Below are 17,781 nucleotides of genomic sequence, written 5' to 3'. Positions count from 1 at the left end.
ATGCCGGCCACCTGCACGTGGCAGGGCCGCGCGGACTGTGCCAAAGAAAGGGACACCCTGTGAAGCTCCAGCGGAACGGCCGCACCAAGGCCCTCGCGATCGGTGCCGTGGCGCTCGTCAGCTCGCTGTCGCTCGCGGCCTGCGGCTCGGACAACAACAACAGCACCAGCAGCAACTCGACCGCGAGCGGTAGCGCCAGCCAGGCCGCCGCGATCGCCTGCGCGAGCAAGCAGGCCAACCTGCTGGCCGCCGGTTCCACCGCGCAGGGCAACGCCATCGACGTGTGGAAGAACGCCTACGGCGCCGCCTGCTCCGGCACCACGCTGAACTACAACGGTGTCGGCTCCGGCGCCGGTGTCGCGCAGTTCAACCAGGGCAAGGTCGCCTTCGCGGGCACCGACTTCGCGCTGAAGCCGGCCGACGTCGACGCCTCCAAGGCGGTCTGCACCGGCGGTGGCCAGGCGATCGACCTGCCGATGGTCGCCGGCCTGGTCTCGATCGTCTACAACGTGGACGGCGTCAGCCACCTGACCCTGGACGGCCCGACCACCGCGAAGATCTTCAACGGTGCCATCACCAAGTGGAACGACCCGGCGATCGCCGCGCTGAACCCGGGCGTCACCCTGCCGGACACCGCGATCACGACCTTCCACCGCTCGGACGACTCGGGCACCAGCTACAACCTGACCTCGTACTTCGCCAAGACCTCGAACGGCGCCTGGACCGCCGCGCCGAGCAAGACCTGGGCGGGTCAGGGCGGTCAGTCGGCCGCCGGCAGCGCCGGCGTCGCCTCGCAGATCAAGGCCACCAAGGGCTCCATCGGCTACGTCGAGCTGTCGTACGCCCAGATCAACAACCTCTCCAGCGCCTCGATCTCCACCGGCGCCAGCAAGGCCGTCGACCCGACCGCCGCCAACGCCGCGATCACCCTGGGCAACTCCACCGTGGTCGGCACCGGCAACGACCTGGCGCTGCAGCTGGACTACGGCACCAAGGCCGAGAACGCCTACCCGATCGTCCTGGTCACCTACGAGGTCGCCTGCGACAAGGGCAACAACCCGGCCACCCTGGACAGCCTGAAGTCCTTCCTGAACTACACCATCAGCGACGCCGGCCAGCAGGCCATCGCGACCAAGGGCTACGTGCCGCTGCCGTCGGCCATCAGCACCAAGGTGAAGGCCGCGATCGGCAACCTCGCCTGACGACCGGTCACCGCGGGCGGCCCCCTCAGGGGGAGGGGGCCGCCCGCACCGCACCACCTCGTCCGACCACACCGCTCTTCCGGGGCACCGCCGCCATGGTGCCGCTCCCCGCGGGGGGCAGCGCCGCCAGACCGGAGTAGAACCTCATGACTTCCGCACCCCCTGACCTCCCCAGGGACAGGCCCGCAGCGTCCAGCTCCTCATCGGGGCAGCCGTCCTCGCTGCGGGGCAGCGGCCGCCTGGGCGACCGCGTCTTCCGCTTCCTCTCGACCGGCTCCGGCGTCCTGCTGCTGGTCATCATGGCCGCCATCGCGGGCTTCCTGCTCTACCGCAGCGGGATCGCGCTCAGCAAGGACAAGTCCAACTTCCTCACCACCTTCGAGTGGGACCCGGACAACATCCTGAAGCCCAGCTTCGGCATCGCCGTGCTGGCCTTCGGCACCATCGTCAGCGCGGCGATCGCGATGCTGATCGCCGTTCCGGTGGCGATCGGGATCGCGCTGTTCATCTCGCACTACGCGCCGCGCCGGATCGCCCAGCCGTTCGCCTACCTGGTGGACCTGCTGGCCGCGGTCCCGAGCATCATCTACGGCCTGTGGGGCGCGCTCTTCCTGGTGCCGCACATGGCCGGCCTGAACGCCTGGCTGAACCAGTACCTCGGTTGGACCTACATCTTCAAGGTCAGCCAGGCCGGTGCCCCCGCCCGCAACCTGTTCACCGTGGGCATCCTGCTCGCGATCATGGTGCTGCCGATCATCACCGCGGTCAGCCGCGAGGTGTTCCGCCAGGTGCCGCGGATGCACGAGGAGGCGGCGCTGGCGCTGGGCGCCACCCGCTGGGAGATGATCCGCACCGCGGTGCTGCCGTTCGGCCGCCCGGGCATCATCTCGGCCTCGATGCTGGGCCTTGGCCGTGCGCTCGGCGAGACCATCGCAGTCGCCACCGTGCTGTCGGCCAGCGACAAGCTCTCGCTGCACCTGCTGGACGCGGGCGGCGGCACCTTCGCGCAGAACATCGCGCTGAAGTTCGGTGAGGCCGGCAAGCTCGGCACGGACGCGCTGATGGCCTCCGGCCTGGTGCTGTTCGTCATCACCCTGCTGGTCAACGGTGCGGCCCGGCTGATCATCGCCCGCCGCAAGGAGTACTCGGGGGCGAACGCATGAGCACCGCGACTTCCGTCTCGGACCGGACCCCGGTCCCCGGGCTGAACCTCCAGCTCACCGCCGCCAAGCTGCCGCGCTGGGCGCCCGCCGGGGTGGCCGTGCTGGCCATCGCGCTGGGCTGCGGGATCGGCGCCGGCGCCGGTCTGGCCAGCCACATCCAGTGGGGCCTGATCGCCGCACTGCTCTACGTGGTGCTGAGCTTCGGCCTCTCGGCCAAGGTCGAGGGCGTCCGGCAGGCGAAGGACCGGCTGGCCACCTCGCTGGTCTGGGTGGCCTTCATCCTCGCCGTGGTCCCGCTGGTCTCGCTGCTGGTCTACACCGTGCAGCAGGGCGCCGGCGTGGTGAACGGCGACTTCCTCACCCACTCGATGCGCGGGGTGCTCCAGTCCGGTCCGGGCGGCGGCGTCTACCACGCCCTGCTCGGCACCCTGGAGCAGGTCGGCCTGGCCACCGCGATCGCCGCTCCGATCGGTCTGCTGACCGCCGTCTACCTGGTCGAGTACGGCCGGGGCCGACTGGCCAAGGTGGTCACCTTCTTCGTCGACGTCATGACGGGCATCCCGTCGATCGTCGCCGGTCTGTTCATCCTCTCCGTCTGGAACCTGGCCCTCGGGTTCAACTACTCCGGCTTCTCGGGCAGCCTGGCGCTGTCCATCCTGATGATGCCGGTGGTGGTGCGGTCCACCGAGGAGATGCTCAAGCTCGTCCCGAACGAGCTGCGCGAGGCCTCCTACGCGCTGGGCGTGCCGAAGTGGAAGACGATCCTGCGAATCGTGCTGCCGACCGCGATCGGCGGCATCACCACCGGTGTGATGCTGGCCGTGGCCCGCATCACCGGTGAGACCGCGCCCGTGATGATGCTGGTCTTCGTCTCGGACTCGATCAACCCGAACCCGTTCCAGGATCCGCAGATGAACCTCCCGGTCTACATCTGGCAGCAGTACGCCCAGGTCAACAACAGCTTCGGGTACGCCCGGGCCTGGGGTGCCGCACTGGTCCTGATCGCCTTCGTGATGGCGCTCAACCTGGTGGCCCGCGGCATCGCCCGCTGGCGCTCGCCCAAGACCGGCCACTGACCGTCCGACTGACGAACGAACAGACGAGAGAAGAAGAAAGATCATGGCGAAGCGCATCGACGTCAGCGGACTGTCGGCCTTCTACGGGGGGACCAAGGCCATCGAGGACATCTCGATGACCATCGAGCCCCGCTCGGTGACGGCCTTCATCGGCCCCTCCGGCTGCGGCAAGTCCACCTTCCTGCGCACCCTCAACCGGATGCACGAGGTGATCCCCGGCGCCCGGGTCGAGGGCAAGGTCCTGCTGGACGACGAGAACCTGTACGGCACCGGGGTGGACCCGGTGGCGGTGCGCCGCACCGTCGGGATGGTCTTCCAGCGCCCGAACCCGTTCCCGACCATGTCGATCTACGACAACGTGGCGGCTGGCCTCAAGCTGGCCGGCGTGCGGAAGAAGTCGGTGCTGGACGGCATCGTCGAGCAGTCGCTGAAGGGCGCCAACCTCTGGAAGGAGGTCCACAACCGCCTGAACAAGCCGGGTGCGGGCCTGTCCGGCGGTCAGCAGCAGCGCCTGTGCATCGCCCGGGCGATCGCGGTCGAGCCGCAGGTGCTGCTGATGGACGAGCCCTGCTCCGCGCTGGACCCGATCTCCACGCTGGCGATCGAGGACCTGATCGGCGAGCTCAAGTCGCGCTTCACCATCGTGATCGTGACCCACAACATGCAGCAGGCGGCCCGGGTCAGCGACCGCACCGCCTTCTTCAACCTGGCCGGGGTCGGCCAGCCGGGCAAGCTGATCGAGCTGGACGACACCCAGCGGATCTTCTCCAACCCGTCCGTGCAGGCGACCGAGGACTACATCTCCGGCCGCTTCGGCTGAGCCGGACCAGGAACTGCCCCGCGGCGCTGCATGGCGGTGCCGCCGCGGGGCATGAGGAAGGGCCCGCCCTCGGGACGCGAGGGCGGGCCCTTCGCCCTTTCCGGGCCGGGCGCCGGGGGGATGACGGCGGGTCAGCCGACCGCGAGGTCGGTGATCCAGTAGACGAGTGCCGCGACCAGGCCGGCCGCCGGCATGGTGATGAACCAGCCGAGCACGATGTTCTTCGCCACGCCCCAGCGGACCGCGCGGACCCGCTTGGTGGCGCCCACGCCCATGATCGCCGCGGTGATCACGTGGGTGGTGGAGATCGGGGCCTTGTAGACGTACGAGGTGATGTACATGATCGCCGCGGAGGTGGACTCGGCCGCGAAGCCCTGCGGCGGGTCGAGCTCGATGATCTTGCGGCCCAGGGTGCGCATGATCCGCCAGCCGCCCGCGTAGGTGCCCAGCGAGAGCATCGCGGCGCAGGAGACCTTGACCCAGATCGGGATCCCGTTGCCGTGCTGGTGGCCCGAGATGACCAGCGCCATCACCACCACGCCCATCGTCTTCTGGGCGTCCTGCAGGCCGTGGGCCAGCGCCATCGCGGCGGCCGAGGCGGTCTGCGCGACCCGGAAGCCGCGCTTGGCCCGGTGCGGGTTGGCCCGCTTGAAGATCCACAGGATGGCCAGCATCACCAGGTAGCCGACCACCAGTCCGACGATCGGCGAGATCACCATCGGGAGGATGATCTTCTCCACCACGCCGTGCCAGAACACCCCGGTGCCGCCGGCCAGCGCCGCACCGACCAGGCCGCCGAAGAGCGCGTGCGAGGAGGAGGACGGCAGGCCGAAGTACCAGGTGATCAGGTTCCAGACGATCGCCCCGACCAGCGCCCCGAACAGGATCGTCATGCCCTTGGAGCCGTGCGGGGTCTCGATCAGGCCCTTGGAGACGGTCGAGGCCACCCCGCTGCCGAGGAAGGCACCGGCCAGGTTCATCACCGCGGCCATCGCGAGCGCGGCCCTGGGGGTGAGCGCCCGGGTGGAGACCGAGGTGGCGATGGCGTTCGCCGAGTCGTGGAAGCCGTTGGTGTAGGTGAAGAAGAAGGCAACGCCGATGACGGCGATGAGTGCTGCCATGTCCACGCGGTTCAGGACTCCTTGACGGCGATGGTCTCCACCGTGTTCGCGACGTGCTCGAACGCGTCAGCGGCCTCCTCCAGGACGTCCACCACCTGCTTGAGCTTCAGCACCTCGATCGCCTCGTACTGACCGCTGAACAGGTGGGCCAGCAGCTTGCGGTGGATCTGGTCGGCCTGGTTCTCCAGGCGGTTGACCTCGATCCAGTACTCGTTGAGGTTCGACATGCTGCGCAGCCGGGGCATCGCCTCGGCAGTGAGCTCGGCGGCCCGGGCCAGCACCTCGATCTGCTGCTCGACGCCCTTGGGCAGGGTCTGGATGTCGTAGAGGACGACCAGGTCGACCGCTTCCTCCATGAAGTCCATGATGTCGTCGAGCGAGGAGGCCAGGCTGTAGATGTCCTCGCGGTCGAACGGGGTGATGAACGAGGAGTTCAGCTGGTGGAAGATCGCATGGGTGGTGTCGTCGCCGGCGTGCTCGGCGGCGCGCATGCGCTCGACGATCTCCGCGCGGGCTGACACGTCTGAACCCAGCAGTTCCAGCAGGAGCTTCGACCCGACGACCAGGTTCTCCGCGGCCGCGGCGAACATGTCGTAGAAGCTCGTCTCCTTCGGGGTCAGGCTAAAACGCACGGAGATCTCCGATGTGCGGGGGACGGACTGAACGATGCTAGGTGTTCGGCGTCAGGGTTGTGCAAACGGGGTGCGGGAGGAGGAACCGGATGCTCCCCTTCCACTGGGTGCGCCGGTGACGGAGACGGGCCGGAGCGCCCAGCACCGGTCGACGGGCGTAGACCCACAGTCTGACGGAACGGCGGCCCGTTGGCCCCCGTCCTGCACCGGCGATCACCATCAGCCCCCCGGACGGGGGAACCCCGCCGCGGTCCACGGTGCGGGAGACTGGGGGCATGACGACGACCGAGGCCCACGACGCCGACGACGCGCAGCAGGCGCCCGGCGCCCACGCCCACGGCGGGCACGGCCCGCACGGCTACAGCAAGAACAAGGCCGACCACCTCAAGCGGCTGCGCCGGATCGAGGGTCAGGCCCGCGGCCTGCAGCGGATGGTGGAGGAGGACGTCTACTGCATCGACATCCTCACCCAGGTCTCGGCCACCACCAAGGCGCTGCAGTCGTTCGCCCTGGCGCTGCTCCAGGAGCACCTGGGCCACTGCGTGGCCGAGGCCATCGAGGAGGGCGGGCCGGCGATGGACGAGAAGGTCACCGAGGCGATGGCGGCGATCAGTCGGCTGCTGCGGAGCTGACCCGGCCGTCGTCGGGGGCGTCGCCCGAGCCGGAGGGCGCCGGCTCGCCGGGCACGGCGCCGGGCGGCCGGCGCAGCAGCACCTCGTCGATCCGGTCGGTGGGCAGCCGCTCGGCGCTGCTGTCGGTTGCGGCGATCATCAGCTCACCGGCCAGCTCGATCTCGTCGAGGGCCGCGCTCTCCTGGCCGAACGTGCGATCCGCCGAGGACGACACCCAGCACCACCCCTTCAGCGCGCCCGGGAGGCGGGGCGGCCGCCACCCTCGCCACCCCAGCCTAGAGAGTGCCCGGCCGCCAGCCCCATGGCACGGACGGGCCATCTCTGCCGCACAGTCGGGTGGCCGACCGTGCGCCCGCTGACGACGGGTCAGCCGACGGGCGGTCACTTGGGCGAGGGCGAACCGTTGTCCTTCAGCTCCACCACGTCGGCGGCGGCCGGCTCGGCGACCGAGACCGCGGTGCCGAAGCCGGCGAGCGAGACCGTGGAGGTGACCTGCACCTGGTCCTTCGCGTCCTTGGAGCCGGCCACCCCGGCGAAGGAGAAGAGCTCGGTCACCTTGTGCAGCCGGCCCTGGGCGTCCAGCCAGGCGTCGAACGGCACCGCCTTGACGGTGAAGGTGGCGGCCGCCATCTGCAGCCCGTAGCCGGCCTGGCCGCCGGCCGCGTCGGCCGCCTTGGCCAGGTCCAGGGTGCCCTTGTAGTGCTTCAGCGGCGTCCCGTCCACCGTCTCGTCGCCGACCAGGGTGGCCTGCTGCACCCCGCGCAGCGCCGCGGCGGCGGTGGCCGGGTCGGTGGCGCCGTTGCTGATCAGGTTGCCGTCCGCGAGCTGGCGGACGTCCAGCTTGACCCACTTGCCGGGCGGCACCTTGGCGCCGCTGTTCTGCAGGAAGACGATGCCGGGCTCGTACACCTCGACCACCGGGCCGCTGGTCGCCGCGCCCGGCGGCACCTGCACCTCCAGCCGGCCGATCCGCTTCGCGTAGTCGTACGGGCCGCCGCCGGTGAACGAGGCCTTCTTGTCGCCCGCCGCGGTGGTCAGCTGGGTGGTGGCCTGCACCGAGCCGGCGTGGCCGGTGATGTCGGGGGCGTTGCGCACCGCGGTGGCCGGGTCGTCCGACAGCTTGTCCGCGACCGGGCTCTGGCCCGCCGAACCGGCGTCACCGGAACCGCCGGCGGCCGCACCGCAGCCGGCCAGCGCGGCGGTCAGCAGCGCGGCGGCCGCGGGGGCGAGGAGCCGGGCACGGCGCGACGTCGTCATGGTGAACGGGACCCCCATGGTGATCAACCCCCTCGGGCCGGCGAACCGGCGGGCCGCCGCCCCTGGGTGGGCGGGGCCGGTACTGCCGAGAACGAGCCCGGGAACCGGGGGTTACGCGCCACCCGGCGTGCGCCGGACGGCCACGCGCCGGGGGCGGGGGCGTTCATCCGGGTGGGTTACCGTGGGCCGCGTGTCGGCGCGAGCAACCGGACCGGAACCGGGCGAGCTGGGCCCCGCGGTGGGCCCGGAGCCGCCCGGCGGCCACCGGGCGGAGGTCACCGAGCGCGGCGCCTTCGCCTTCGCGGTCTGCGACTGCGGCTGGTTCGCCCCCGGTCGCCGCTCCCGGGACAAGGCCCGCCGGGACGTCGCGGAGCACCTCGCCGAGCCGGACTGAGCCGAGCCGGATTGAGCCGAGCCGCCCGCGGGCACCCGCCCTGCCTGACGCCGGGTCAGGCGGCCAGGTCGGACTCCCCGCCGGGCTGGCGGCCGGGCGCCGCCCCCAGCGCGGGCGGCTGCTCCGCGGAGGCCGGCCCGCCCCCGCGCCGCCGCCGGCGCGCCCCGCGGCCACCGCCCGGGCCCGACGGACCGGCGGTCACCAGCGGGGCCGCCGCGGTCCGCGCGACGGCGTGGCACAGCGGCACCAGCACGGCCATCGCGATCGGGGCCAGCAGCAGCACCACGGCCGCCGCCAGCGCGTAGCCGCCGAGCACGTCGGTCGGGTAGTGCACGCCCAGGTAGAGCCGGCAGAAGCCCTGCAGCAGGGCCAGCGCGCCGGCGACCGCCCCGAGCCGCCGGTTCACCAGGAAGAGCGCGATCGCGATCCCCATCGACATGGTCGAGTGGTCGCTGACGAAGGAGTGGGTGCCGGCCTTGCCGGCCACCAGCACGATCAGGCCGGGGTGGCTGACGAAGGGTCTGGGCCGGTCCACGATCGCGGAGATCGGCAGGTTGGCCAGCTCCGCCAGGGCCACCGAGAGCGGGGCCCAGAGCACCCCGGCGACCGCCGCGGGCGCGTCCGGTCGGCGGCGGGCCAGCAGCCAGCCGACCAGGCACAGGGCCAGCAGGCCGAGCAGGATGCCGTACTCGCCGATCCAGGAGACCAGCGAGTCCAGCCAGCCCGGGGCCGACTTGGCCCACCCGTTGACGGTGTAGAGCAGTTCGAGGTCGGGGTTGCCGTTGCCGGGGCCGGCCAGCGGCTGTGACACGCCGTACCTCCTGTGGTGGGTGGCGACCTGTCCTGTGCGGTTGCAGCCTACTGGAACCGGTGTACCCGAACTGGCACTCCGTCAGGGCGTGCGGGTGGCACCGGGGGACGGGCTCGCGGCGCCCGCCAGGGTGCTGTTGCCGCGCCCGTCCAGGGCCGAGCCGCCGCTGATCGTGCCGTCCGGGTTGCGGCTGGGCAGCGCGGCCGCGCCGTCCGGGGTGACCCGGGTCGCGCCGAAGTACTCCTTCTGATCGATGGTGTCGTAGCGGATCACCGCGCCGGTGTGCGGGGCGTCGATCATGTAGCCGCCGCCGACGTAGATGCCGACGTGGTGGATGCTGCGCGGATCCGTCAGGTCGGTGGCGAAGAACACCAGGTCGCCGGGCCGGAGTTGGTCGCGGCTGGGGTGCTGGCCGGCGTTCCACTGGTCGTTGGCCACCCGGGGGAGCTCGATGCCGACGCTCCGGAAGGCCATCATGGTCAGGCCGGAGCAGTCGAACCGGCCGTCCGCGCCGTCGCCGCCCCACTCGTACGGGGTGCCGAGCCTGGACTGGGCGAAGTAGATCGCGCCGGAGGCCTGCGCGGAGACGTCGACGGGGGCGCTCGCGGCGGTGAAGGTGCGGGCCAGCGCGAGGATCGACTTCACGTAGGACTGGGTCTCGGAGTACGGCGGCACGCCCTGGTAGCGCAACACCGCGTCGGTGCCCGCGTTGTAGGCGGCCAGCATGTTGGCCTGCGGGTCGCCCGGGACCGAGGCCACGTCCTTCGCGTACTCGCAGTCGATGTGTGCGGCCATCGGGATCGCCTGGCTCGGGTCCCACGGGTTCTGCCAGTTGTTCACCGCGTACTGGGCCCAGGTGGCCGGCATGATCTGACTGATCCCCTGCGCGCCCACCGGGCTGACCGCGTTCGGGTTGAAGCCGCTCTCCTGGTACAGCTGGGCGGCCAGCAGCGGGGCGGTGACCTGGGCGCAGGTGCCGGTGCCGGCCTGCTGGATCAGCGCCTGGTAGGCGGCCGGCACGGTGCCGGGCGCCAGGCCCAGACCGGAGCCGTCGGTGGTCTGCGGGACGCCGCTGGCCGCGTAGGTGCCGAGGCCGATCAGGAGCAGGAATCCCGCCCCAAGAGCTCCCGCCGCGATGGCCGCTCGCGGGCCGTTCCGGAGTACCATCAGCACCATCCCGATGCAGTGTCAGAGTGCTTGTGTCCGAAGGGCGGACCGAATGGTTCGGGCCTCGGGCAGGAGCCTCCGGCGCGGCACCGGATCGCATATGCCCCCCGCACGCGCCAAGTCGAACGGCCGACACCACCGCCAGTCTGCTGCAAGGCGTTGCTCAGCGCAATCATCGGAGATACAAAGAGTGAGCGCTATCCTTCTTACAGTGGACATCCTGGCAAACGTGTCCCTTGCCTCGCGACCAATCCTCCAGAAGTAGCCAAAGCGACATCAGATCCGGCCAAGAATAGGACTCGGCCCTTCGCGCAGTGGCAGGGCGGGATCTTCAATTGCCTGGATCGGGCGGTGAGACAGGAAATGCACGTGAGTGACACATTGAGCAGCGTGGGCAGCGTCGTGATGGGACGCACGGGCGCCCTGCTGGCGGACCCGTCGCCGGCGCCGTCGCCGGGGTCGACCAAGGGCAACATCGACACCATCATCGGCGGGATCGCCCCGGACTGGGGGCCGTTCAGCACGCTCGGCTCGGAAGCCCGGATCATGGTCGAGGTCGTGATGGCGGTGGCGATCCTCGCCTGCCTGGCGATCGCGGTCTGGGGCGCGGCCAAGCAACGGATCGGCGCCACCGCGCTGCGCGACACGTTCAGCGCCGAACAGGGCAAGGGACTGATCGTCGCCGGGCTGACCGGCGTGTTCATCATCGGATCCCTCGGCACCCTGTTCACCATTGTCTACGGCATGGCGATCTGACGATCAGACAGTCGGCCGGGCTCGCCGCCGAGGCGCGGCCGGGTCGGCCCACCGCCGCGTCCCGGGCCGCCGCCGACGGGGCGTGACGACCGGAACACCCCGCTGGAGCCCGCTCGCCGGCTCCCCGTCCCAGGAGGGCCGCCGTGCCGTTGCCCGACGACCAGCCGCACACCCGCACGCGGCTGCCGGTCGGCGACCCCGGACACGGCCAGCCGCCGGTCCGTCAGCCCCGGCCGCTGCGCACCCTGTTGACCGTCCTGGTGGTGGTCACCCTGCTGGTGGTGGCCATCTCCATCGCCAACAGCGGAAGTGACGGCCCATCGGGCACCGGCGGCACCCAGCACCCCGGCGCCGCCCCGCCCGCCGCCGCCACCGCGGCCACCGGCCAGACACCGGTCACCACCACCAGCAACGGCATCGGCACCGGCTACCCCGACACCGAGGAAGGCGCCCAGTCCGCCGCCGCCAACTACGCGGTGGCGCTCGGCGGCGCCGACATGTTCCGGGCCGACGGGCGGGGGCGGATACTCGACACCATCGCGGACCCGGCGGCGGTGGGGGGGCTGCGGGGGGTGTTGGACCAGGCCGCCGGCCCGGCCGTGCTGGCGGGGCTCGGCCTCGACGCGCACGGCAACCCGCCGGTGGACCTGACCTTCGTCAGCCGCACCGTGCCGATCGGCAGCAAGACCGACACCTACGCCGCCGACACCGCGAAGGTGGACGTCTGGTGCGCCGCGATGACCGGCCTGGCCGGTCAGAACTCCACCAAGCCGGTCACCGCGAGCTGGTTCACCTTCACCATCTCGCTGCACTGGACCGGCGGGGACTGGAAGGTGTCCGACCTGAGCCGGCAGAACGGCCCGGTCCCGCTGCCGGCCGACCAGCAGGCCGCAACGGCCGATCAGATCACCGGCGCCGTCCAGCAGTTCGGAGGCTTCCGCTATGCCCGCTGACGCACGCGAAGGCTCCCGGCTCCGGCGCGCGGGACGCCTCGGTACGGTCCTGGCGGGCCTCCAGCTCGCCGCCCTGCTGGCCGCCCAACGCGCCTTCGCGGCGCCCAGCCCGAGCGCACCGGCCTCGCCGAGCGGTTCGCCCGGCCCGAGCTCCAGCCCGTGCAACGTGCTGCCGCTGCCCGGCAGCGACGTGTACTGCGCCCAGGGCGGCGGCTCCGGCTCGCTGCCCGGCTCCGGCACCGTCGGTTCGGTGACCGATCCGCTCGGTTCGCTGGCGCGGGCGTGTGCGCAGGCGGCGGCGTGGGTGGTGCGGAACCTGTCGTCGGTGATCGACAGCACCACGCAGGTGGACTTCACCAACACCGACTTCCTGACCCAGTACGCGGTGGTGTTCGCGGCGTCCTCGGTGCTGACCCTGGTGCTGTGGTTGTTGGCGGTGACCAAGCGGGCGGTGCGCGGGGTGCCGCTGAGCCAGGCGTTTTCGGAGGCGATCGGGTTCCTCTGGCTGACCGTGATCGCCTCGGCCTTCACCCCGCTGTGCCTGTACACGCTGGTGGGCGCGACGGACGGGCTGACGGCGGCGATCGCGGCCGGCACCAAGTCCGGTACCAGCGGCTACCTGAGCGGGTTCGCGGACACCCTGGAGCACGGCACGATCGGCGGCGGGCCGCTGATCCTGGTGCTGGTCTCGCTGGTGGCCGTGCTGGCGGCGGTGGTGCTGTGGATCGAGCTGTGGGTGCGCACCGCGATGCTGTACGTGGGAGCGCTGCTCGGCACCGCGGTGTACGCGGGGCTGGTGGACAAGCAGTTGTGGAAGCACGTGCGCCGCTGGGCGGGGCTGATGGCGGCGATCGACCTGGCCAAGCCGGTGATCGTGATCATCCTCGGGCTGGCCCAGGCGGTGGCCGGCAGCGCCGGTGCCTCGGACGACTTCTCGCGGGTGCTGGCGGGCCTGGCGATCCTCTTCCTGTCGATCTTCGCGAGCAGCGCGATCTACCGGTTCGTGCCCGGCTTCGGCGACGAGATGATGCAGCTGCGGCACGCCCGGGCCAGCGCGGTCAGCGCCGGGCAGGCGATGATCAACGGGCCGGCGAACCTGGTCAAGCAGGGCATCTCGACGCACGGTTCGCGCGGTTCCGCGGAGACCGCGAACGCCAGTGGGGGCAGCGGCTCGGGCGGCGGCTCGGTGGCCACGGGGATCGCCGCGCACGCCTCGCGGACCCCGGCCGCCCCGCCGCCACCCGCCGCGCCGCCGGCCCAGCCACCAGCTCAGAACCCAGCGAAGGGAGGGTGACGCACCTTGAGCAGCGAACCGCTCGGCCAGTACGGGGGGCAGTACGCCCAGCCGTACATCCACCAGCGCCGCACCTACCTGATCGGCAAGTCCCGGCCGAACGCGCCGATCGGGCGCAACCGCGAGTCCGGAGAGATCGTCCTGATCATCTTCGGCGCCTTCCTGGGCATGCTCTGGGGCCTGCTGCTGCCGGTGCTGCCGCTGCGCATCGCGGGCCTGGTCGGCTTCCCGCTGCTGGCCATCGCCGCGGTCTACCTGCCCTACCGGCGCCGGACCTTCTACAAGTGGGTGGAGATCAACCGGACCTACCGGCGCACCGTTCGCTCGGGGCGGGGCCTCTGGCAGTCCACCGCGATGGACGCCGGCACCCGGTTCGACGGCCGGGAGATCGAGGTCGGCCCGCCGCCCGGGGTCGGCCGGCAGCGTTGGCTGAGCGCGCCGTTCGGCCCGGACGAGGTCGGGGTGCTGATGCACCTGGAACGCCGCACGGTGACCGCGGCGATCGAGATCGAGGGTCCGGGCGTCGGGCTGCGCGACTCGGAGGACCAGGAGGCGCTGGTCGACCGGTTCGGCACGCTGCTCAAGCACGTGGCCAACGGGGACGGCTTCGTGACCCGGCTGCAGATCCTGGCCCGCACCCTGCCGGCCGACCCGGACGCGCACGCCAAGGACGTGGAGCGGCGCGGCGACCAGGGCGCGCCGGCCTGGTTGCGCGACTCCTACGACCAGCTGCAGTCGATGGTCTCCACCTCCTCCGAGCAGCACCGGGCCTACCTGGTGGCCTGCATGCACTACACCCGCGACCTGGCCTCCGAGGCCCACGCGATGGGCCGCAACGCCTACGACAAGGGCCGCTCCAGCCGGGACGACGACGGCCTGGCCGCCGTGATGGCCCGTGAGCTCACCGACATCTGCGCCCGGTTGGCCGAGGCCGACATCCGGGTCCGGCAGCCGCTGGGCGAGGCCCGGCTCTCCTCGCTGCTGCACTCGATGTACGACCCGGACCACCCGATCGACCACATCCAGGCGATGAGCCGGCGCAACGCCTGGCCGGCCGAGCTGGACGCGACCCAGCCGCAGTACCTGCAGGCCAAGACCCGGGAGTCGCAGACCCGGGAGCCCTGGTGCCACGCCACCGCCTGGATCAAGGAGTGGCCGCTCACCCCGGTCGGCGTCAACTTCCTGGCCCCGCTGCTGGTGCACACCCCGGACGTGATCCGCACCGTCGCCGTCACCATGGACCTGGAGCCCACCGACGTGGCGATCGAGCGGATGCTCACCGAGAAGACCAACGACGAGGCCGAGGCCAGCCGGGCGGCCAAGATGAACCGCACCGTGGACCCGCGCGACCTGGCCCACACCGGGCGGGTGGACCAGCGCGGCGACGACCTGGCCTCCGGCGCGGCCGGGGTCAACCTGGTCGGCTACATCACGGTCTCCTCGCGCAACCCCGAGGCGCTGGCCCGGGACAAGCGGACCATCCGCGCCTCGGCCGGCAAGAGCTACCTCAAGCTGGAGTGGTGCGACCGGGAGCACCACCGCGCCTTCGTCAACACCCTCCCGTTCGCCACCGGCATCCGCCGCTGATCCGCAAAGGGGGCCGGCCGTGGCGCTCGGCAGCCTGACCGACTCGTTCACCAGCCTGATGTTCGGCAAGGTCGAGACCGCCCGGCTGCCGGTGCGCACCTCCACCGGCCAGGCGCAGGCGGTCTACCTGCCCACCGCCGCGCCCGGTCTCGGCGACTCCGGGGTGATCATCGGCCGCGAGGTGTACAGCGGCAAGGGGTACGTCTACGACCCGTTCCAGCTCTACGGCCAGCAACTCCCGGCCCCGCACTGGCTGGTGCTCGGCGAGTCCGGCAACGGCAAGTCGGCGCTGGAGAAGACCTACGTCCTGCGCCAGCTGCGGTTCCGCGACCGCCAGGTGGTGGTGCTGGACGCGCAGGGCGAGGACGGGGTCGGCGAGTGGAACCTGATCGCCGACGCGCTGGGCATAAAGTCGGTCCGGCTGGACCCGATGGCGGCCCGCGACGGCGGGGTCAAGCTCAACCCGCTGGACCCGGCGATCACCACCACCGGCCAGCTCTCGCTGCTGCGCACCATCATCGAGGTGGCGATGGGGCGCGGGCTGGAGGAGCGGGCCGGCTTCGCGCTGAAGGCCGCGCACGCGCACGTCCGGGCCACCGTGACGGACCGTCAGCCGATCCTCGGCGACATCATCGACACGCTGCGCCGCCCCGACCTCTCCTCGGTCGAGTCGCTGGGGGTGGACCCGGAGGAGGTGCAGTCCTGGGGCCTGGACGTGGCCCTGGTGCTGGACCGCCTGGTCGACGGTGACCTGCGCGGCATGTTTGACGGGTCGACCACCGACGGCATCGACCTGGACGCCCCGCTGATCGTCTTCGACCTCTCGCACATCGACCGCAACTCGATCGCGATGCCGATCCTGATGGCGATCGTCGGCGTCTGGCTGGAGCACACCTGGATCCGCCCCGACCGGAAGAAGCGCATCTTCCTGGTCGAGGAGGCCTGGCACATCATCAACAGCCCGTTCGTGGCCCAGCTGTTCCAGCGGCTGCTGAAGTTCGGCCGCCGGCTCGGCCTCTCCTTCGTCGCCGTGGTCCACCACCTTTCGGACGTGGTGGACGGCGCGGCGGCGAAGGAGGCCTCGGCGATCCTCAAGATGGCCTCCACCCGGACCATCTACATGCAGAAGGCCGACGAGGCCCGGGCCACCGGCCGGGTGCTCGGCCTACCGCGCTGGGCGGTGGAGATCATCCCCACCCTCTCCCCGGGCATCGCCGTCTGGGACGTCAACGGCAACGTGCAGGTGGTGAAGCACATCATCACCGACACCGAACGGCCCCTGGTCTACACCGACCGCGCCATGACCGAGGACGCGGTCGCCGAGCGGATCCGGGCGGAGCGTCAGCTGGAAGCGGAGCCCGGCGTCTGACCCGGGCCCTGGCCCTGCCCCGGGTGATCTGACGGGTGATCTGACGGGCGGGCTGACGGTGTGTCGGCCGGCGGCGGCTCGGAGGCACCCGGCAGCCGGATCACGGCCAGGGCGCCCGGTCCGCCGTCCTGCGCCGGGCCGAGGGTGACCTGGCCGCCGCTGTCCTGCACGGTCTGCGCCACGATCGACAGCCCGAGCCCCGACCCCGGCAGCTGCCGGGAGGACGGCGAGCGCCAGAACCGGTCGAAGACGTACTGCAGCTCGTCCGCCGGGATGCCCGGCCCGTGGTCACGGACCGTCAGCCGGCCGTGGTGCAGCCCCACGTCGATGGTGCCGCCCGGCGGGCTGTACTTGACCGCGTTGTCCAGCAGGTTCATCACGGCCCGCTCCAGGGCCGCCGCGTCCGCCCGGGTGTACCAGGGCTCCAGGTCCACCGCGAAGGTCAGCCCGGGCCCGCGCAGCTTGCCGCGCTCCACCGCCCGCTGGGCGATCTCGTGCAGTCCGACCACCGAGACGTTCTGGCCCGGGCGCGGCGAGTCCGGCCGGGAGAGCTGCAGCAGGTCGCCGATCAGGCCGGTGAGCTCCTGCATCTGCGCCTTCATCGAGCCGAGCAGCTTGGTCTTGGTCGCGGCCGGCAGCGGACGTCCGGTGTCGTCGCTGCGGATCATCAGGTCCACGTTGGTGCGCAGCGAGGTCAGCGGGGTGCGCAGCTCGTGGCCGGCGTCCGCGATCAGCCGGGTCTGCCGCTCCCGCGAGTTGGCCAGCGCGGTGGACATCGAGTTGAACGCGGAGGAGAGCCGGGCGATCTCGTCCGTGCCGTGCACCGGGATGGTGGTGCCGACCTCCTCGGTGCGGGCCATGTGCTCGATCACGTCGGTCAGGTCGTGCACCGGACGCAGCGCGGCCCGGGCGACGAACCGGCAGACCAGTCCGGCGATCAGCACGCCGACCGCGGCGACCACGACGAGGATGAGGGCCAACTGTTGGAGGGAGTTGTCCACCTTCGTCAGGGAGCTGGCGGTGATGACCAGCGCCGGTTGGTGTTTCACCTCCACCACCGTCAACCGGACCATCGCGGGTTCGCCGTCGGTGTAGCTGCCCAGCCGGTAGACGGTCTTCCCCACCGGGCCGTTCAGCAGGTCCTCGTCGCTCTGGTAGAGCTTGACCGCCCGTGGTGTCGGCCCGACCGGGACGAAGACGATGCCGTTGGCGTTGAGCTCCTGCATGTCCCAGCGGTTGCTGCCGGCGAGCACGCTCTGCTCCTGGGGCGTGTAGCCCTGGTAGGTGTGCAGGGCGTCGGCTGCGGCCGCGGCCGGCGTGTTGCCCGAACCCAGCGGCTCCAACGGACGGAACCCCAGCGGCGCCCCCGCCAGCGTGTCCTGCTGCAACTGGTACACCTGCGACTTGGCGAAGAACCAGGCCGCGGTGGAGCAGATGGCGATCGCCACCGCCACCGCCACCGAGGCCAGGATCGCCATCCGACTGCGCAGCGACCGGTCGTGGTACCAGCGCGACAGCCGCCCCCGTGAAACCGCTTCAGTGCTCAT

The 17,781-nt window shown here is 71.4% G+C and carries 18 protein-coding genes; 11 read left to right on the top strand and 7 right to left on the bottom strand.

The window, feature by feature from the left end:
- Positions 1-59: 59 nt before the first annotated feature.
- The 4 genes from pstS to pstB all read left to right on the top strand — a co-directional run bounded on the left by pstS (position 60) and on the right by pstB (position 4,261).
- On the top strand, positions 60-1,202 hold the full coding sequence (gene pstS / locus FHX73_RS11550) for a phosphate ABC transporter substrate-binding protein PstS (protein ID WP_145904935.1): 1,143 nt from the start codon (positions 60-62) through the stop codon (positions 1,200-1,202).
- Positions 1,203-1,348: 146 nt separating this feature from the next.
- On the top strand, positions 1,349-2,365 hold the full coding sequence (gene pstC, locus FHX73_RS11545; protein ID WP_145904934.1) for a phosphate ABC transporter permease subunit PstC: 1,017 nt from the start codon (positions 1,349-1,351) through the stop codon (positions 2,363-2,365).
- Entirely contained in the window at positions 2,362-3,441 is a 1,080-nt protein-coding gene (pstA, locus tag FHX73_RS11540; protein ID WP_145904933.1) for a phosphate ABC transporter permease PstA, read from the top strand. The genes pstC and pstA overlap by 4 nt, the downstream gene beginning before the upstream one ends.
- Before the next feature lie 43 nt (positions 3,442-3,484).
- On the top strand, positions 3,485-4,261 hold the full coding sequence (pstB, locus tag FHX73_RS11535; protein ID WP_145904932.1) for a phosphate ABC transporter ATP-binding protein PstB: 777 nt from the start codon (positions 3,485-3,487) through the stop codon (positions 4,259-4,261).
- A 131-nt stretch (positions 4,262-4,392) separates the two neighbouring features.
- Here pstB and FHX73_RS11530 read toward each other — a convergent pair whose 3' ends face one another.
- Positions 4,393-5,388 (bottom strand): inorganic phosphate transporter, encoded by a 996-nt coding sequence (locus FHX73_RS11530; protein WP_145904931.1) that lies wholly within the window; start codon positions 5,386-5,388, stop codon positions 4,393-4,395.
- Positions 5,389-5,393: 5 nt separating this feature from the next.
- On the bottom strand, positions 5,394-6,014 hold the full coding sequence (locus FHX73_RS11525) for a DUF47 domain-containing protein (protein ID WP_145904930.1): 621 nt from the start codon (positions 6,012-6,014) through the stop codon (positions 5,394-5,396).
- A 275-nt stretch (positions 6,015-6,289) separates the two neighbouring features.
- Here FHX73_RS11525 and FHX73_RS11520 point away from each other — a divergent pair, with 275 nt between their 5' ends.
- A complete protein-coding gene (locus FHX73_RS11520) occupies positions 6,290-6,646 on the top strand; it encodes a metal-sensitive transcriptional regulator (RefSeq protein WP_145904929.1) in 357 nt (118 codons plus the stop codon).
- Here FHX73_RS11520 and FHX73_RS11515 read toward each other — a convergent pair.
- Together FHX73_RS11515 and FHX73_RS11510 are read right to left on the bottom strand one after the other, a co-directional pair.
- Positions 6,624-6,860 carry a hypothetical protein gene (locus tag FHX73_RS11515; RefSeq protein ID WP_145904928.1) on the bottom strand — a complete coding sequence of 79 codons (237 nt, stop codon included), beginning with the start codon at positions 6,858-6,860 and terminating at the stop codon, positions 6,624-6,626. The two genes, FHX73_RS11520 and FHX73_RS11515, sit on opposite strands and share 23 nt — an antisense overlap.
- Positions 6,861-7,027: 167 nt before the next feature.
- Positions 7,028-7,903, bottom strand: coding sequence for an SCO4651 family lipoprotein (locus tag FHX73_RS11510; RefSeq protein ID WP_145904927.1), 876 nt, complete (start codon positions 7,901-7,903; stop codon positions 7,028-7,030).
- Between the two features lie 190 nt (positions 7,904-8,093).
- Between FHX73_RS11510 and FHX73_RS11505 the strand changes: the two genes are divergently transcribed.
- Positions 8,094-8,297, top strand: a complete 204-nt coding sequence (locus FHX73_RS11505; protein ID WP_145904926.1) for a hypothetical protein — start codon at positions 8,094-8,096, stop codon at positions 8,295-8,297.
- A 55-nt stretch (positions 8,298-8,352) separates the two neighbouring features.
- Here FHX73_RS11505 and FHX73_RS11500 read toward each other — a convergent pair whose 3' ends face one another.
- Positions 8,353-9,108 (bottom strand): phosphatase PAP2 family protein, encoded by a 756-nt coding sequence (locus FHX73_RS11500; RefSeq protein WP_145904925.1) that lies wholly within the window; start codon positions 9,106-9,108, stop codon positions 8,353-8,355.
- Between the two features lie 81 nt (positions 9,109-9,189).
- Entirely contained in the window at positions 9,190-10,275 is a 1,086-nt protein-coding gene (locus FHX73_RS11495) for an NlpC/P60 family protein (RefSeq protein WP_145904924.1), read from the bottom strand.
- Positions 10,276-10,680: 405 nt separating this feature from the next.
- Here FHX73_RS11495 and FHX73_RS11490 point away from each other — a divergent pair, with 405 nt between their 5' ends.
- The 5 genes from FHX73_RS11490 to FHX73_RS11470 all read left to right on the top strand — a co-directional run bounded on the left by FHX73_RS11490 (position 10,681) and on the right by FHX73_RS11470 (position 16,234).
- Complete coding sequence (locus FHX73_RS11490; protein WP_145908212.1) at positions 10,681-11,031, top strand: hypothetical protein; 351 nt, start codon at positions 10,681-10,683, stop codon at positions 11,029-11,031.
- 143 nt (positions 11,032-11,174) lie between these two features.
- A complete protein-coding gene (locus FHX73_RS11485) occupies positions 11,175-11,984 on the top strand; it encodes a hypothetical protein (RefSeq protein ID WP_145904923.1) in 810 nt (269 codons plus the stop codon).
- Positions 11,974-13,278 (top strand): hypothetical protein, encoded by a 1,305-nt coding sequence (locus FHX73_RS11480; protein WP_246213467.1) that lies wholly within the window; start codon positions 11,974-11,976, stop codon positions 13,276-13,278. The genes FHX73_RS11485 and FHX73_RS11480 overlap by 11 nt, the downstream gene beginning before the upstream one ends.
- Before the next feature lie 6 nt (positions 13,279-13,284).
- Complete coding sequence (locus FHX73_RS11475) at positions 13,285-14,865, top strand: SCO6880 family protein (RefSeq protein ID WP_246213466.1); 1,581 nt, start codon at positions 13,285-13,287, stop codon at positions 14,863-14,865.
- 58 nt (positions 14,866-14,923) lie between these two features.
- A complete protein-coding gene (locus FHX73_RS11470) occupies positions 14,924-16,234 on the top strand; it encodes an ATP-binding protein (protein WP_145908209.1) in 1,311 nt (436 codons plus the stop codon).
- On the opposite strand, the gene FHX73_RS11465 is transcribed toward FHX73_RS11470, so the two are convergent.
- Positions 16,207-17,781 carry a HAMP domain-containing sensor histidine kinase gene (locus tag FHX73_RS11465; RefSeq protein WP_145904922.1) on the bottom strand — a complete coding sequence of 525 codons (1,575 nt, stop codon included), beginning with the start codon at positions 17,779-17,781 and terminating at the stop codon, positions 16,207-16,209. The two genes, FHX73_RS11470 and FHX73_RS11465, sit on opposite strands and share 28 nt — an antisense overlap.

This window comes from Kitasatospora viridis, from assembly GCF_007829815.1.
Lineage (GTDB): Bacteria > Actinomycetota > Actinomycetes > Streptomycetales > Streptomycetaceae > Kitasatospora > Kitasatospora viridis.
Note: the sequence above shows the minus strand (reverse complement) of the source record. Positions and strands in the feature narration are given on the sequence as shown.

Coding starts and splice junctions, on each gene's coding strand:
- FHX73_RS11480 (WP_246213467.1), top strand. CDS start 11,974: ATGCCCGCTGACGCACGCGAAGGCTCCCGGCTCCGGCGCGCGGGACGC.
- pstB (WP_145904932.1), top strand. CDS start 3,485: ATGGCGAAGCGCATCGACGTCAGCGGACTGTCGGCCTTCTACGGGGGG.
- FHX73_RS11465 (WP_145904922.1), bottom strand. CDS start 17,781: ATGAGCACTGAAGCGGTTTCACGGGGGCGGCTGTCGCGCTGGTACCAC.
- FHX73_RS11520 (WP_145904929.1), top strand. CDS start 6,290: ATGACGACGACCGAGGCCCACGACGCCGACGACGCGCAGCAGGCGCCC.
- FHX73_RS11470 (WP_145908209.1), top strand. CDS start 14,924: ATGTTCGGCAAGGTCGAGACCGCCCGGCTGCCGGTGCGCACCTCCACC.
- pstA (WP_145904933.1), top strand. CDS start 2,362: ATGAGCACCGCGACTTCCGTCTCGGACCGGACCCCGGTCCCCGGGCTG.
- FHX73_RS11510 (WP_145904927.1), bottom strand. CDS start 7,903: ATGACGACGTCGCGCCGTGCCCGGCTCCTCGCCCCCGCGGCCGCCGCG.
- FHX73_RS11490 (WP_145908212.1), top strand. CDS start 10,681: ATGGGACGCACGGGCGCCCTGCTGGCGGACCCGTCGCCGGCGCCGTCG.
- pstC (WP_145904934.1), top strand. CDS start 1,349: ATGACTTCCGCACCCCCTGACCTCCCCAGGGACAGGCCCGCAGCGTCC.
- FHX73_RS11495 (WP_145904924.1), bottom strand. CDS start 10,275: ATGGTACTCCGGAACGGCCCGCGAGCGGCCATCGCGGCGGGAGCTCTT.